Genomic DNA, 13,974 nt, shown 5'->3' on the forward strand with positions numbered 1-13,974 from the left:
CTACCGGGGGTTGATCATACGGGGTTGATCGAGCCGCCGAGCTCGACGAAGCGCGTCTTGGGGAACGCCTTCGCGCAGGCCTCGAGCTGCCATTCGCCCTTGAAGAGCACGACCGCGTTGCCGTGCACGTCGAGGGCGCCGTAGCCGTAAAGGTTCGACTCGAGCTCGGCGAGGGGCACCGGCTCGCCCTCGACCCAGCGCGCAAGGCTGAACGAGAGCCGCTCGATCCGGGCGTCGACGCCGTACTCGGCCGCGAGCCGGTGCTTCACGACGTCGAACTGGAGCTCGCCGACGACCCCGAGGATCGCCTCGCCCTCGCGCCCCTCGGGCGGCCGGAAGAGCTGCACCGAGCCCTCCTGCGCGAGCTGCTCGAGCCCCTTCTTGAGCTGCTTGCGCTTCATCGGATCGATCATGACGACGCGGGCGAACTGCTCCGGCGGGAACTGCGGCAGCGGGGCGTACTTCACGGGCGAGCCGCTGCAGAGGGAGTCGCCGATGAGGAACAAGCCCGGGTCGAAGACGCCGATGATGTCGCCCGCGAAGCCGTCCTCCACGAGCGTGCGCTCCTGGGCCATGAACTGCACCGGGTTTGTGAGCCGGATGTCGCGGTCGAGGCGCACGTGGTGCACCTTCATCCCGCGCTCGTAGCGGCCGGAGCAGACGCGGAGGAACGCGATCCGGTCGCGGTGGGCGCGGTCCATGTTCGCCTGGATCTTGAAGACGAAGGCGGTGAAGCGATCGTCGTCCGGGGCGATGGGGCCCTTGTCGCTGCCGCGCGGCGCGGGCGGGGGCATGAGCTCGATGAAGGCGTCGAGGAACTGCGGCAGGCCGAAGTTGGTGATGGCGCTGCCGAAGAACATCGGCGTGACCTCGCCGCGGGCGAGCTTGTCGCGGTCGAGCGCGTCGCCGGCGGCGTCGATGAGCTCGATGTCCTCGCGCAGCTGGCGCGCGCCCTCCTCGTCGAGCACCGCGACGAGCTCGGGGGCGTCGAGCGAGACGACCTCCATGGGGGCGATCTCGGCGCCGTGCGCGACGAGCTCGAAGAGGAACACCTGCTTGCGCTCGCGGTGGTACACGCCGCGGAACTTGCCGCCGACCGAGATCGGCCAGGTGACCGGGTAGACGCCGATGCCGAGGACCTCCTCGACCTCGCCGATGAGCTCGAACGGGTCGCGGCCGGGGCGGTCGAGCTTGTTGACGAAGGTGAAGATCGGCATCTGCCGGAGCTTGCAGACGCGGAAGAGCTTCTTCGTCTGCGCCTCGACGCCCTTGGCGCAGTCGAGGATCATGATGGCCGCGTCGGTGGCCATGAGCGCGCGGTAGGTGTCCTCGCTGAAGTCGGCGTGGCCGGGGGTGTCGACCAGGCTCAGGAGGCGGCCCTTGTACGGGAACTGGAGGACGCTGGTCGAGATGGAGATGCCGCGCTCGCGCTCCATCTCCATCCAGTCGCTGACCGCGTGGGCCCGCGCCTTCTTGGCCTTCACGGCGCCGGCGAGCTGGATCGCGCCTCCGTACAGCAGGAGCTTCTCGGTGAGCGTGGTCTTGCCAGCGTCGGGGTGGGAGATGATCGCGAACGTCTTTCGACGGGCGATCTCGCGGGTGAGCATTGGGTCGGGCACAGCGGCGCGGCAGGATAAGAGCGGCGGGGGCGGCGTCAACCCACGGCGGCCACGGAGCCGAGCGGGCGCCGGCGCGGGCAGGGGTGGCTCGCGAGCGGGCGGGCGGGGGTCCCCCCACGAACTCGGGCCTTTTAGGAGGCTATGGCCGGGTGGACGGAGGACGCGGTCCGGGAGGTGGACGCTGCGATGCGGGCCGGCCCTCGGATTCGTGGGGCCCACCCCCGCCCGCCCGCTCGCGAGCCACCCCTGCCCGCACCGGCTCTTCCAAGGGGGGTGGGGGGGGTTCTTGCCCTACTTCTGGGCGCGGAGGGAGAGGGTGACGGTGACGCCAACGGGGTCGGCGCTGGGGGTGCCGATGGCGCGGTTCTTGAGGAACTGGCGGATGCAGCGCTGAGCATCGGAGGTCACGCCGCGAGCGTCGAGGATCTCGACGCCCTCGGCACGGCCTCGCACGCGGACCAGGAACTGGAGCTTGATGGTGCCCGTCGCGCCGGAGAGGCCGCCGTTGTCGGCGACGCACTTCGCGAGGTCGGAGGAGACCTTCTCGAGACGCTTGGCCACGTTCGGGACGTCGCCGTTCATGAACTCGGGCTCCTTGACCTCCACGAGCGGAGGAGGGGCCGAGACGACGGAGGCGTCGGGGGCGCCGCCGTCGATGGGGCCGGCGTCGGGCGGCGGGGCGCCGGCGTCGTCCGGAGGGGGCTCGGGCTGCGGAGGCGGCGGGAGCCAGCCGGCGTCCGCCTCGCCAGGCTCGAGACACCGCACGAATCCATGGTGAGGATCCTCCAGCGCGCCGTGCGGACAGCGCGGACCGGCATCGGCGTCAGACGCCGCGGTGATCCACCCCTGCGACGGAGGACCCTGCGGCGACGCGGGCTGCGCGCCGCCCTCGGTAGCCGCGCCGACACACGCGCCGATGGCGCTGATCGAGAGCGCCACCGAGACCGTCCACTGACCCAAACGCCCACCTGCTGCTCGCCACCGCATCGGCCGCTGTGATACTGCGGAACGGGCGCTTGTACATCGGAAACGGCGCTTTTTTGTCCCCGGATCAGAGGGCGACGTGCGCGAGCGAGCCCGCCGAGGCGTCCCAGAGCGATCGCGCCCGGGAGAGGACCGCCGCGTGCACCTCGGTCCCCACGGCAGGACCCGTCACCGAGACCTCGCCGCCCGAACCGAGAGCCACCCGCTCGACCCCGGCGTCCGGAAACTCGGCGCGCAAATCCTTCGTCATCCGCTCGCCGATGCGGTCGAGGAGACGCGCGAGCCGGTCGGGCGTGATGTCCCGGAACGTGAGCACCTGCGGGAGCTTGAGCTCCGAGACGAGGCGCGCACGATCGGACAGGCCCCGCTCGGCGAGCCGCCTCTCCACGAGCGCCGCGAAGACGCTCCCGTAAGCCCGATCGACCTGCTCGCGCCGGAACCGCTCGTCGATCGACGGGCCGAGCCGCGTCTCCAGCTGCGCGACGCCGTTCAGCCCGTTGGCGAAGCGCCCCTCGTTCTGCGCGAAGTACTCGCCGCGCGCGCGCAGGTCGGAGGCCAGCGACGCGAAATGATCGCCCATCGTCGAGAGGGCCCGCAGCACGAGATCGGTGAACCGGAGCTCCTCCCGGATCCAGCCCACGTCCGTCACGCGGTCGGCCATGAACGGCCAGACGACCAGGTTGTAGTAGTTGTTGAAGTCGAGCAGGTACTTCAGCCGGTAGAGCTCGAAGCAGCCGAACACCGGGTACATGCGCTCATAGAGCCGCAGCGTGCTGTCGTACTTGAACCGGTAGTACGCGTCGTACGCCGCGACCCGCTCCTCGAACCCGGTCCGGTCGCCGGCCACGTCGGCGAGGATCATCTGCGTGATGAACTCGTTCGCGGTCGCGATGAAATCGGAGCCGGGGCTGTAGAACGGATCGGTGAACGCGCCCGCCTCGCCGGTCACGGCGTAACGGTCGGTCGAGAAGTACCGGTCCGCGTGGTACGGCAGGTGGGCGTAGGCCTGGAAATCCTCGAGCTCCGCCCCCTCGAGCAGCTCGCGCACGGCGCGGTGCGCGCCGAGGAAGCGCTCGAAGTCCGCCCGCGTCCGCGGCCCGGGCAGCGCGCCGGCCGGCGCGTTCCCCTCGCCGATGCGGTCCTTGTCGAAGACCACGCCCACGCTCATCAGGTCCCCGGCGAGCGGGATGAACCAGATCCAGTACCCGTCGTACATGAAGTGGTTCGTCGACAGGTGGCGCGACGTGTACCGCGCGCGCGACCGCCACGCCGCGTCGGTGACCGCGTCGAGCCCCGCGACGCCGCGGTAACGCCCCCACGCGGCCGCGGTGTTGAGCCGCGTCTCCTTGTGCACCTTCACGCCGAGCTTGCGGAGGAGCACGTGCCGCCGGCCCGAGGCGTCGCACACCCAGCGGCAGGCGACCTCGCGCCGCTCGCCGCCCTGCTCGTAGACCACCTTGTGCCGCCCGCGCCCGTCGATCGCCAGGTCGACCACCTTGGCGCCGAGCTCGACCTCGGCGCCCGCCGCGCGGTTCATCGCGACGAGATCGCGCTCCAGCCGCGCGCGCTCGAGCTGGAAGCTCGGGTGGAACGGCATGTGGTCCGAGCCGATCTCGCTCATCCGCGGCAGCGGGAGATCCTTGCCCGGCCCGTCGAAGAAGAAGCGGAGCCCGTTCTTCGGCAGCTGGTGCTGGTAGAGGTACGTGCCGAGGTTCAGCCGGCGAACCATGTAGTTCGCCGCGACCTCCACCGTGCTCTCCCCGACCTTGTAGTCCTCCATCGCGCCCGCGGCCTCGAGCACGAGCACCCCGAGATCCGGGCGCGCGAGGCGGAGCTGCCGCGCGAGGAAGCCGCCGGCGATGCCGCTGCCGATGATGACGATGTCGAACGTGCGCATGACGCCGGCCCTTATACCCCGCCGCCGGCCGGCGGCGCGGGCTCTCCGAGCAGCTCGGCGCGGAGCGCGCCCGGCATCGCCGCCGCCTCGTCCGGGCGGAGCAGCCCGTCGCCGTAGACGATCGACGCCGAGAGCCGCCCGCCGAAGCGGCTGAAGATGACCTGGAAGCCCGGCGGCGTGACCACCGCAGGCAGCGGGTACGCCGAGCGCACCGGCAGCCCCGCGAACCGGTCCACCGTCACGGCGCCGGGGTTCGAGACGATCAGCGAAGCGAGCTCGCCCTCGAACGGCTGGTCGCCGAGCCAGCGGTAGACCGGCCCGGGGAGCCAGCGGGCCAGATCGAGCGCGGCGACCATCGCGAGATCGAGCCGGTCGCGCACCATCGCGCGCTGCTGCTCGGCGAGGCGCGCCACCGCGCGGGCGTCGTCGTAGAGCTCGTCGCGGCCGAGCGAGAGCAGGACCATGGTGAGGTGATTGCCGAAGAGCCGCCGCGCGCCCCCCTTGGGGTCGAGCGAGAGGGGCAGCGGGACCACGTGGTGCGGCGGGGCGAAGCCGCGGGCCACGAGCGCGCGATCGGCGAGCCGCGCCGCCGCGATCAGCATCAGGCTCGTCTCGGCGAGCCGCGCCCGCTGCCGCACCCGGAGATCGAAGGCGCGGGTCTCCTCCGCCGAGAGCGCGAGCCGCGCGACGCGGGAGGTCGCGGCCCGCACCCCCGGACAGGCGCGCGCGAGCGACAGGATCGGCGCGCGGCCGAGCGCCAGCACGTGGGCCTTGTAGGCGCGCGCCAGGGCGAGCCGCTCGTCGCGGCCCATCGCCGCGAGGAGCCGCTCGGGCGCGTCGTGCCGCTCCTGCCGCAGCGGCGGGTCGTCCGGCGCGTCGCCGCCGCCGGAGCCGAGCCACGCGGCGAGCCGGTCCGCGCCCCTGCCGTCCGTCAGCGCGTGGAAGTGGCGGAGCACGACCGTGTCGCCCTCCCCCGCCCCGCGCACGACGTCGAGCGCCCACGGCCGCTCCCCGGAGGTCCGCTCCGCGAGCAGCGCCTCGAGGCGCGCCGCGCGCTCGCGCTCGCCGGCGACCTCGTGGAGGCGCGGCTCGGGGGCGCGCCGGTGGTGATCGACCACCCAGCGGGGCCGCCCCACCCGCCCGAGCACGCTGTTGTCGAGCCGGAGCCGGAGCTCCGGCAGCGCCCGCGTCGCGCGCTCGAGGCGCGCCGCGAGCCGGCCGAGGTCGAGGCGGCCGTCGAGCTCGAGGACGAACAGGCAGTGATTGCCCGCCTGGCCGCGCGCGCGCATGGCGCGATCGTTCATGAGGTGGAAGTGGTCGATCCCCCCGAGCAGAACGGTCGATGTCATGGTCTCCGCAGGGCGCCGCCGGTCGGGCGGAGCCGCGGGCGACCCTAGCAGCCGCGCTGGCCGCACGACAGCGCCGCAGGCGCCCCGCCGACCACGCTCCAGCGCGCTCGCTCGCCCGTACACGCGCCCGCGCGCAAGAAAACGTAAGTATCCATCGCATGGATGCGTGTTTGATTTATCATTCCGCAGGTGAATCTATCAGCGATCGACGTCAACCTCGTGATCGCGCTCGACGCCTTGCTCCAGGAGCGCAGCGTGACCCTCGCGGCCCGCCGGGTGGGGCTCAGCCAGCCCGCGATGAGCCACGCGCTGACGCGGCTGCGCGAGCTGTTCTCCGACCCGCTGCTCGTCCGGGTCGGGCGGCAGATGGCGCTCACCTCGCGCGCCGAGGCGATGACCCCGCAGGTCGCGGCGCTCATGCACGACCTCGCGAGCCTCTTCGGCGGGGCGAGGCCGGCCTTCGAGCCGCGGGCGAGCGAGCGCGCGTTCCGGATCGCCACGACGGCGTACGTCGAGCTCCTCCTGCTGCCGCAGCTCAACGAGGCGCTCGCGGAGAGCGGACCGAAGCTCGCGCTCCACCTGCTCCCCCTCGACGCCCGCGCCGTCGACGCGCTCCGCAACGGCGAGGTCGATCTCGCGATCGGCGCCTTCCCGGAGGGCGCGCTCCCGTCCGACGTGCGCCGCGCGGCGCTCTTCGACGATCGCTTCGCCGGGCTCGCGCGCGCGAGCCACCCGAGCGCGCGCGGGCGCGTCGACCTCCAGACCTACGCCGCCCTCGGGCACGCCGTGGTCCCCCGGCAGGGCGCCCACGACGGGGTCGCGGACGACCTCATCGCCGCGCGCGGCGTCGCGCGCCGCGAGGTCGTCGCGGTGCCGCACGTGCTCCTCCTGCCGCACGTCGTCACGTCGTCGGACCTCGTGGCCACCGTGGCCACGCGCCTCGGCCGCGCGTTCTCGAGCCTGATGCCGCTCCGCACCTTCGACCTGCCGTTCGAGCTGCCGTCCCTCGAGATCGCGATGGCCTGGAACGGCCGGACCGAGGACGATCCCGCGCGGGCGTGGCTGCGCAGCCTCGTGACGGCCGCCGTCCCGCAGATGCGGGAGGCGACCCGACGGAAGCGCGTCTGAGGGAAGTCCGAGGGAATCCGAGGGAGACGGGGCGCGCGGCGCGGCTAGCGGCCGAGCGCCTCGGCGCGGTTCACGATGCGCGGCGTGAGGAAGATGACGAGCTCGCTCCGGGTGTCGCTCGCGCGGCGCCGCTGGAAGAGCAGCCCGAGGATGGGAATGTCCCCGAAGAACGGCACCTGATCGAGGTTCCGGCCGGTGTTGCGGGTGAAGATCCCGCCGATCACCGCCGTGTGCCCGTCCATGATCAGGAGGTCGGTCTCCGCCTCGCGCTTCAGGATGGTGGGGTCGCCGCGGGCCGAGGTCTGGTTGAAGTCGGGCTCGTCGCGGTTGATCTTCACGTGCATCGCGACGCTGCCGTCCGACGTGACGTGCGGCTTGACGAGCAGCTGGAGCTTCGCCTCCTGGAAGGTCGTCTGCACGCCCTGGGCGCTGATCTGCGAGAACGGGATCAGCGTGCCCTGGCTGATCCGCGCCTCCCGGTTGTCGAGCGTGAGGATGCGCGGGCTCGAGATGATCCGCAGCATGCCGCTCGCCTCGGCCGCGGAGAGCCGGACGCCGAGGTTGACGGTGTTGTTGATCGAGCCGAGCGTGAAGCCGAGCGCGCCGCCCTGCCCGGCGCCGACGATGGCCGGCAGGTTCACCGCGAAGTTCGGGTTCGAGACCGAGGCCGAGAACGGCGAGAGGCCGCCGGTCGGGGTGTTCGTGTCGGTCGCGCCGCCGGCGACGCCGATCGCCGAGGGGAACACGAGCCCCGTCGGGTTGCCGGTCGCCGCGCTGAACGTCCCGTCGCCGCCCCACTGGATGCCGATGTCGCGCACGTAGCGGCTCGTCGCCTCCACCACCCGCGCCTCGATCAGCACCTGCGGCGTCTGCGTGTCGAGCGAGCGGACGAGCTCCTCGATCTGGTTCAGGTTCCCCGCGACGTCGCGCGCGATGAGCACGTTGGTCCGCTCGTCGACCGCGAGCGAGCCGCGCGGCGAGAGCATATCCTTCGCGCGATCCTGGAGGTCCTTCGCCTCGGCGTAGTTGATCGGGATGAGCCGCGTCTCGATCGGCGCGAGCTGGAGCTCGCTCTTGCGCCGCGCGATCGCGAGCTCCCGCTCCTTGTTGAGATCGGCGATCGGCGCGACGCGGATCATGTTGCCCTGCCGGACCACGCCGAGGCCCTTGGCCTGGAGCACCGTCTCGAGCGCCTGGTCCCACGGGACGTTGCGCATCCGGATGGTGACCGTCCCGCTCACGTTGTCGGCGGTCACGATGTTCACCCGCCCCACGTCCGAGATCAGCCGGAGGACGTTGTGGATGTCCGCGTCCTTCAGGTCGAGGTCGATCCGCCGCCCCGTGAACCGCCGCTGCTGCCCCGCGAGCGCGGGCGTGAAGGCGCCGGCCTGGTCGGGCTCGACGAGCGACTCCTGGCTGCTCGCCGCCCCGTCGAACGAGGTCTCGACCCTGGGCGCCGTGTCGCCGAGGAGATCCTCGCGCGCCACCGTGCGGGTCCGCCGCGCCGCGCCCCCGTCGACGCCGATCCCCGAGAGCGTCGAGGGCAGCGCCCCCTTCGCGACGCTGAGCACGAGCGCGTTGCCCTCGCGCGCGAGCGCGCCCGCGGCGCCCTCGGCCTGCTCGACCTCGACGACGACCTTGGAGCCGTCGCTGTTGCGCCGGAACGCCGAGATCGCCCGCACCGGGCCGCCGAAGGCGCCGACGTCGAGCTTGCGCTGGAGGGCGTCGGGGAGCCGGACGCCGCTGAGCTCGATCACCCGGCGGCCGGCCCTCCCGGTCGACTCGCGGTAGCTCGGGATCGACGAGAGCTCGATGACGACCCGGTCGACCGTCGCCTGATGCTCGAAGCGCACGTCGGTGATCGTCGCCGGCTCGCGGGCCGGCGCCGCCGCCTCGGGGCCGGCCGGGGCCCGCGCCGCCATCGGCGCGGTCGCGTCGGCGGCGGCGAGCTCGATCACGAGCGCGCCCTGCTCGGCGCGGATCCGGTAGGCCGCCGGGCGCGCCAGCTGCACCAGCACCCGCGTCGTGCGCTGCGCCGCCGTGCCGAACCCCTGGGTCATGACCCCCGCCACGATCGCGTTGCCGTCCGTGAGCGCGCCGGGCGCCCCGGCCGCCTCGGCGCCCTCGAGGTCGACGAGGATCCGCTTGCCGCCGTCCGCCACGCGCGCCGAGAAGCGCGGCGCGCCGCTCGTCGCGACCACGATCTCGGCCCTGTCTTCCGAGGGCGCCGTGAGCCTGACGTCGCTCACCCGGATCGGGGCGGCGGCGTCCGCGTCTCCCGCAGGAGCGAGGATCAACATCATCCCGAGTGCCGCAGCACGGCGAAGCGCGCCCCGCCTCGGGCGATAGTCTCGATTGCTCTTCATTGCACTCCCGCTTCGCGGTGACGCGAGATCCGCGTCACGCTGCCGGGAGGCTACTTCGGGTGCCCGGATCGGGCCCAATTCGTGGCGGTCAGGGCGAACCGAAGGCCGACTCGTCCGCGTCGCCGAGCGGCCTCAGCGCGATCACCCGCGTGGTCGGCGGGATCTCCGGGTGCGACGGGTCCTCGCGGATGAAGACGAGGTCCGAGTCGCGGATCCGGTCGACGCGCCAGTTCACGGCCACGTCGACGCCCGTCGGGCCGCCGGCGTGCACGATCTCGGCCTTGCCGACGAAGTCGCCCACCTTCACCACCCACCCGAGCCCCGTCGGGTCGGTGAGCAGCGCGCGGGCGGGGGCGCGCGAGACGACGCCGACGAGCTTGAGCTCGTCGAGCGCGAAGCGATCCACGAGCACCTGGCGCTGGATCGTCACCCGCCCCCGGGCCTGCGTCGCGAAGAGCGACGCGAAGCTCCGGAACGGGTCGCGGCTCCGGTCGCTCTCGGAGAAGTCGGCCTCCTGGAACTCCCGGAGCGGCAGCGGCGGCAGCTCGGGCGCGCCGGCGTCCGCGGACGCGGCCGCGGAGGCGGCGGCGCGCGCCGGCGAGGCGCTGGACGCCGGCCTGGCCTTCGCGGGCGCGGTGGTGATGACGTCCGGCTCGTCCCCGCACCCCGCGAGCGAGGCGGCCGCGAGGGCGGTCGCCCCGAGCGCGATCAGCATCATCCGGCCGGCGTTCACCGCACACCTCCGCCGCTCCGCCGCTTCACGCCGCTCGTCGGCGTCTCCCCCGCGCGCACCGCGCGGAACGCGGTCGCGAGGCACTCCACCTCGACCTCCACGTCGGTCCCCACGACCTTCGGCTCCTTGATCTGGACCTCCTCGAGGTTGATGATGCGATCGAGCTGCCCCACGCCGTGGAAGAACTTCGCCACCTGGTGGAACTTCCCCGAGAGCGTCAGCTTCATCGGCACCTTGGAGAAGAACTCCTGCGGGATCTCCTCGGTGGGGCTCCAGGACGTCAGGTTGACGCCGGAGACGGTCGCGACGCCCTGGATCGCGGAGAGGAAGGCCGGCGTCTCGGACTCGTCGGGGAGGATCTTCTTCTGCTCGCGGCTCAGCTGCTCGCGGCGGGTCTTCTCGTCGAGGTCCTTCTGGTAGGCGGCCTTGGACGCCTGCGCCTTCGTGAGCTCGGACTGGAGCGACTGCTGCCGCTGGACGGCGCCCTCGATCTGCGAGTCGACCTCGGCGTAGAAGCCGACGAAGTACAGGATGCCGACGAGCGCCGCGAAGAGCGCGCCGACGCCGACCTTGGCGAGCGGCGGCAGCCGATCGAGCGCCGAGCCGGCCTGCGCGGGCTGGGGCTTCGTGGCCATCAGTACCTCACCTTCAGCTGCAGCGCGAACGAGACGAGCTCGAGCCGCGACGCCTTCTCGTTCTCCTTCTTCCCCGGGAGCAGCTGCACGTCGTAGAAGTACGAGGACAGCTTGAGCCGCTGGGCGAGCTCGTAGACGTCGGTGCCGTCGCGCGCGAGCCCCTCGATGCGCACGGTCCGCTGGGACTCGACGTAGCTCGTGAGCCACAGCCGCCGGCTGTCCCAGGACGGGTTGTAGACGGCGAGCGGGTTCTCCTTGCGGAGCTGCGCGAGCTTGTCCGGGTCGGCGGTCGGCCCCTTGCCGTTCGTGAGCAGCTGCGCGAGCTCGAGCAGCACCGCCGTCGGCCCGCTGCGCGCCGCCTGGAGCTTCGCGATCGCGTCCTCGCGCGCGCGGAGGACCTCGAGCGCCTTCTTGATCTCCTCGTGGTTCGCGACGAGCGTGCGGATCTCCTGGATCTGGCTCTGGAGCAGCGAGTTCTTCCGCGTCTGCTCCTCGAGCTCCTCGACCTTCGTCTGGTGGAAGAGGAAGAGGGCGACGATCTCGAGGATCACGACGCCGAGCGTGACGAGCAGCCACCGCTGGCTCGCCTGGGGCGCGGCCCCGCGCGTGCCGCGGCGCTGCGGGAGCAGGTTGACGCGGATCACGAGCGCTTCTCCCGGTCCTTGCGCATCGCGAGCCCGAGCGAGACGCAGAACTGCGCCGCCCGGAGCCGGAGCAGCTCCTGGTTGACTTCCTTCGCTTCCACGGTGATGCGCTCCATCGGCTGGATCAGCTCGACGGCCACCCGGGCGCGCCGCCCGATCGCCGCGGGCAGCGCCGGCAGGTTGGACGAGCCGCCGGTCAGGTAAATGCGGTGCATGTCGCCCTCACCGCTCGTGGCCAGGAAGAAGTCGAGCGAGCGCTGGATCTCCCCGGCGATGGAGTCGCACACCTGCTCGATCGTCTCGATGACCTGGGCGGGCACGCCGCCCGGGCCCGAGGTCACGCTGGCGCACTTGAACTCCTCGGCCTGCTCGAAGCTGATGCCGAGCTTCCGCTGGATCTGCTCGGTGATGTAGTTGCCGCCGTTGCCGATGTCGCGGGTGAACGCGCTCGCGCCGCGCGACACGATGTTGATCGACGCGAGGCTCGCGCCGACGTTGATGATCGCGAACGTCTGGTCCGGCGGGATGCCGCGGTTCACCTCGAACAGGTTCTGGACGGTGAACGCGTCGATGTCGACCACCATGGGCTTCAGCTTCGCGTTCCTCGCGATCTGGGTGTAGTCGTTGATCTCGTCGCGCTTGGCCGCGACGAGCAGGAGGTCCATCTGCCCGGCCTCGGGGCGGCGGCGCAGCACCTCGTAGTCGACGTGCACGTCCTTGATGTCGAAGGGGATGTGCTGCTCGGCCTCCCACTGGATCTGCTCGTCGAGCTCCGCGGCGGTCATCAGCGGCACCGTGATCTTGCGGATGATGACCGCCTGGCCGCTGATGCTGAGCGCGATCTCGCGCTGGCGGATCTTGGCCTCGGAGAACGCGCGGCCGAGCGCCTCGACGATGGCCTGCGCGTTCATGACGTGGCCGTCGACGATCGCCTGCGGCGCGAGCGGCGCGTAGCCGAGCCTCACGAGGCCGTAACCCTTACGACCCTCCTTGATCTGAGCGATCTTGATCGCGCTCGATCCGATGTCGACCCCGACCAAGTTCTTGCCTTCCGACATCCCGTCCGTCCCGATCCGCGCCCGCCTTGATGAAGAAAGGGAGGGCCGGGCCGCGTTGCCCGGCTCCCGGGCGCCCGATCCTCTCTGATCCCTTGTGGCCGCTTCTGGCGAAGCTTCGCACCACCGCCGATCGCGGGGCAAAAAACCGCTTTACGCTCGCCTCTCGCCCGCCTATCGAAGCTCGATACGCGGCACGGCGCCGCCGGTCGTGCCGGCAGGCGCGCGCCAGCCCAGGGTAGCACTGTCCGGGGCTCGGTCGTCGGGCACGGATGACGTCAGGTCAGAGTCCCCTCATGCATCCGGAGATCTCCCGTTTCTGCGGCACGCTCGGCCTCCGCGCCGGGGCCGCGATGGAGCCCCGCCCGCGGTCCTCGCGGCTGCGCTCCGTGTTCGCCGCCCTCGCGGCGGCTTTTCTCTTGAGCGCCGCGCCCGGCGAGGCGCTCGCCGAGGACGGCCAGCACACGGTCTACGCCGGCCAGACGCTCGGCAAGATCGCGAAGCGGTACCGGATCACGGTCGACGCGCTCCGCGAGGCGAACGGGCTCAAGCCCGGCCAGCGGATCCACCCGGGCCTCGTCCTCGTGATCCCCGAGCGGGGCAAGCCCGGCGCGCGCCCGCCGCGGGGGGCGCCCGGCCGGGCGGCCGCGCTGCGCGACGGGCCGGAGCGGAGCCGCGGCGCCAGCGCGAAGGAGCGGGCCGCCGAGGCCGGTCCCCGCGGCAAGGGGTCGGCGAAGCGCGACGCGAAGGCCGACCCCCGGTCGCTGCCGCCGAGCAAGCGCTACGTGCAGCGGCCCAAGCGCCCCGGCTGGGTCCGCCTGGTGCGCGGCGCCGAGCGGCTCGACGTCCAGCTGCTCACGCCGAAGGGGCGCCTCGTCCCCAAGTCCCTCCCCAAGCTCAGCCGGCTGATGCGCGCGTCCCCCACCGCCTCGATCCCGGTCGACCCGCGCCTGGCCACGCTGATCGGCATGGTGAGCGACCACTTCGGCGGCCGGACCATCCGCGTCGTCAGCGGCTATCGGCCTTACTCTCCGACCCAGTACACCCCGCACTCCAACCACAATTTCGGTCGCGCGATCGATTTCATGGTCGAGGGGGTGCCCAACACCGTGGTCCGCGATTTCTGCCGCGGTTTTCGCAACGCGGGTGTGGGATACTACCCCAACTCGACGTTCGTTCACCTGGATGTTCGATCAGATAAGGTCTACTGGGTGGATTACTCAGGTCCTGGCGAGCCGCCGCGCTACGAGGGTTCGAGGGGCGCTGTCGCGGCCGACGAGGCGGCGCGCGATGTCCCCATCTCGGCCGAAGAAGAGGTGTATGGGTCAGGGGAGCCCCGCCCCACCCAGCCGCAAAGCTCGAATACCACAGGAACAAATTCGGATGCGGGGCGCGGCGGCAGCGAAGCGCAAAGGGGCGTGGGTACAGGTGCACCCACCCCGGCTCCAGCCGCTTCAGCGGCGGCGAGGTGAGCTGCCGAGGCCGCTGGCTACTCTCCACACACTGAACATCCGCACCAGACACAATTGCACGGCTCTACCTTGCACGCTGCGAGAGTTGTGGC

At 72.0% G+C, this 13,974-nt stretch carries 11 protein-coding genes; 2 read left to right on the plus strand and 9 right to left on the minus strand.

Annotated features, from left to right (window positions below):
- Positions 1 to 14: 14 nt before the first annotated feature.
- From WMF20_RS36345 to WMF20_RS36360, 4 genes are all read right to left on the minus strand, one after another.
- Positions 15 to 1,607: a peptide chain release factor 3 gene (locus tag WMF20_RS36345; RefSeq protein WP_437606378.1), complete on the minus strand. Its 1,593-nt coding sequence runs from the start codon at positions 1,605 to 1,607 to the stop codon at positions 15 to 17.
- Positions 1,608 to 1,910: 303 nt separating this feature from the next.
- On the minus strand, positions 1,911 to 2,579 hold the full coding sequence (locus tag WMF20_RS36350) for a hypothetical protein (RefSeq protein WP_129578578.1): 669 nt from the start codon (positions 2,577 to 2,579) through the stop codon (positions 1,911 to 1,913).
- A gap of 91 nt (positions 2,580 to 2,670) precedes the next feature.
- Entirely contained in the window at positions 2,671 to 4,500 is a 1,830-nt protein-coding gene (locus WMF20_RS36355) for an NAD(P)/FAD-dependent oxidoreductase (RefSeq protein ID WP_437606379.1), read from the minus strand.
- Between the two features lie 11 nt (positions 4,501 to 4,511).
- Positions 4,512 to 5,849, minus strand: coding sequence for a hypothetical protein (locus WMF20_RS36360; RefSeq protein WP_437606380.1), 1,338 nt, complete (start codon positions 5,847 to 5,849; stop codon positions 4,512 to 4,514).
- A 189-nt stretch (positions 5,850 to 6,038) separates the two neighbouring features.
- On the opposite strand from WMF20_RS36360, the gene WMF20_RS36365 reads away from it, so the two are divergent.
- The gene (locus tag WMF20_RS36365) at positions 6,039 to 6,977 is read left to right on the plus strand and encodes a LysR family transcriptional regulator (RefSeq protein WP_437606381.1); all 939 of its coding nucleotides are present in this window, start codon (positions 6,039 to 6,041) and stop codon (positions 6,975 to 6,977) included.
- Positions 6,978 to 7,021: 44 nt separating this feature from the next.
- Here the strand turns inward: WMF20_RS36365 and WMF20_RS36370 are convergent, their stop codons facing one another.
- From WMF20_RS36370 to pilM, 5 genes are all read right to left on the minus strand, one after another.
- The gene (locus WMF20_RS36370; protein ID WP_437606382.1) at positions 7,022 to 9,280 is read right to left on the minus strand and encodes a type IV pilus secretin PilQ; all 2,259 of its coding nucleotides are present in this window, start codon (positions 9,278 to 9,280) and stop codon (positions 7,022 to 7,024) included.
- A 151-nt stretch (positions 9,281 to 9,431) separates the two neighbouring features.
- On the minus strand, positions 9,432 to 10,076 hold the full coding sequence (locus WMF20_RS36375) for a pilus assembly protein PilP (RefSeq protein WP_437606383.1): 645 nt from the start codon (positions 10,074 to 10,076) through the stop codon (positions 9,432 to 9,434).
- Positions 10,073 to 10,711 carry a type 4a pilus biogenesis protein PilO gene (locus WMF20_RS36380; protein ID WP_129578584.1) on the minus strand — a complete coding sequence of 213 codons (639 nt, stop codon included), beginning with the start codon at positions 10,709 to 10,711 and terminating at the stop codon, positions 10,073 to 10,075. The genes WMF20_RS36375 and WMF20_RS36380 overlap by 4 nt, the downstream gene beginning before the upstream one ends.
- Positions 10,711 to 11,355 carry a PilN domain-containing protein gene (locus tag WMF20_RS36385; protein ID WP_129578585.1) on the minus strand — a complete coding sequence of 215 codons (645 nt, stop codon included), beginning with the start codon at positions 11,353 to 11,355 and terminating at the stop codon, positions 10,711 to 10,713. Before WMF20_RS36385 ends, WMF20_RS36380 begins: the two co-directional genes overlap by 1 nt.
- Complete coding sequence (pilM, locus tag WMF20_RS36390) at positions 11,352 to 12,413, minus strand: type IV pilus assembly protein PilM (protein ID WP_061628342.1); 1,062 nt, start codon at positions 12,411 to 12,413, stop codon at positions 11,352 to 11,354. Before pilM ends, WMF20_RS36385 begins: the two co-directional genes overlap by 4 nt.
- A gap of 293 nt (positions 12,414 to 12,706) precedes the next feature.
- Between pilM and WMF20_RS36395 the strand changes: the two genes are divergently transcribed.
- Complete coding sequence (locus tag WMF20_RS36395; RefSeq protein WP_437606384.1) at positions 12,707 to 13,882, plus strand: DUF882 domain-containing protein; 1,176 nt, start codon at positions 12,707 to 12,709, stop codon at positions 13,880 to 13,882.
- Positions 13,883 to 13,974 lie beyond the last annotated feature (92 nt).

The organism is Sorangium sp. So ce834, from assembly GCF_051521425.1.
GTDB lineage: Bacteria > Myxococcota_A > Polyangia > Polyangiales > Polyangiaceae > Sorangium > Sorangium cellulosum_D.

What these genes read in the sequence shown, in the direction of transcription:
- WMF20_RS36355 (WP_437606379.1), bottom strand. Translation starts at nt 4,500, where the DNA reads ATGCGCACGTTCGACATCGTCATCATCGGCAGCGGCATCGCCGGCGGC.
- WMF20_RS36360 (WP_437606380.1), bottom strand. Translation starts at nt 5,849, where the DNA reads ATGACATCGACCGTTCTGCTCGGGGGGATCGACCACTTCCACCTCATG.
- WMF20_RS36395 (WP_437606384.1), top strand. Translation starts at nt 12,707, where the DNA reads ATGCATCCGGAGATCTCCCGTTTCTGCGGCACGCTCGGCCTCCGCGCC.
- WMF20_RS36370 (WP_437606382.1), bottom strand. Translation starts at nt 9,280, where the DNA reads ATGATGTTGATCCTCGCTCCTGCGGGAGACGCGGACGCCGCCGCCCCG.
- WMF20_RS36380 (WP_129578584.1), bottom strand. Translation starts at nt 10,711, where the DNA reads ATGGCCACGAAGCCCCAGCCCGCGCAGGCCGGCTCGGCGCTCGATCGG.
- WMF20_RS36345 (WP_437606378.1), bottom strand. Translation starts at nt 1,607, where the DNA reads ATGCTCACCCGCGAGATCGCCCGTCGAAAGACGTTCGCGATCATCTCC.
- pilM (WP_061628342.1), bottom strand. Translation starts at nt 12,413, where the DNA reads ATGTCGGAAGGCAAGAACTTGGTCGGGGTCGACATCGGATCGAGCGCG.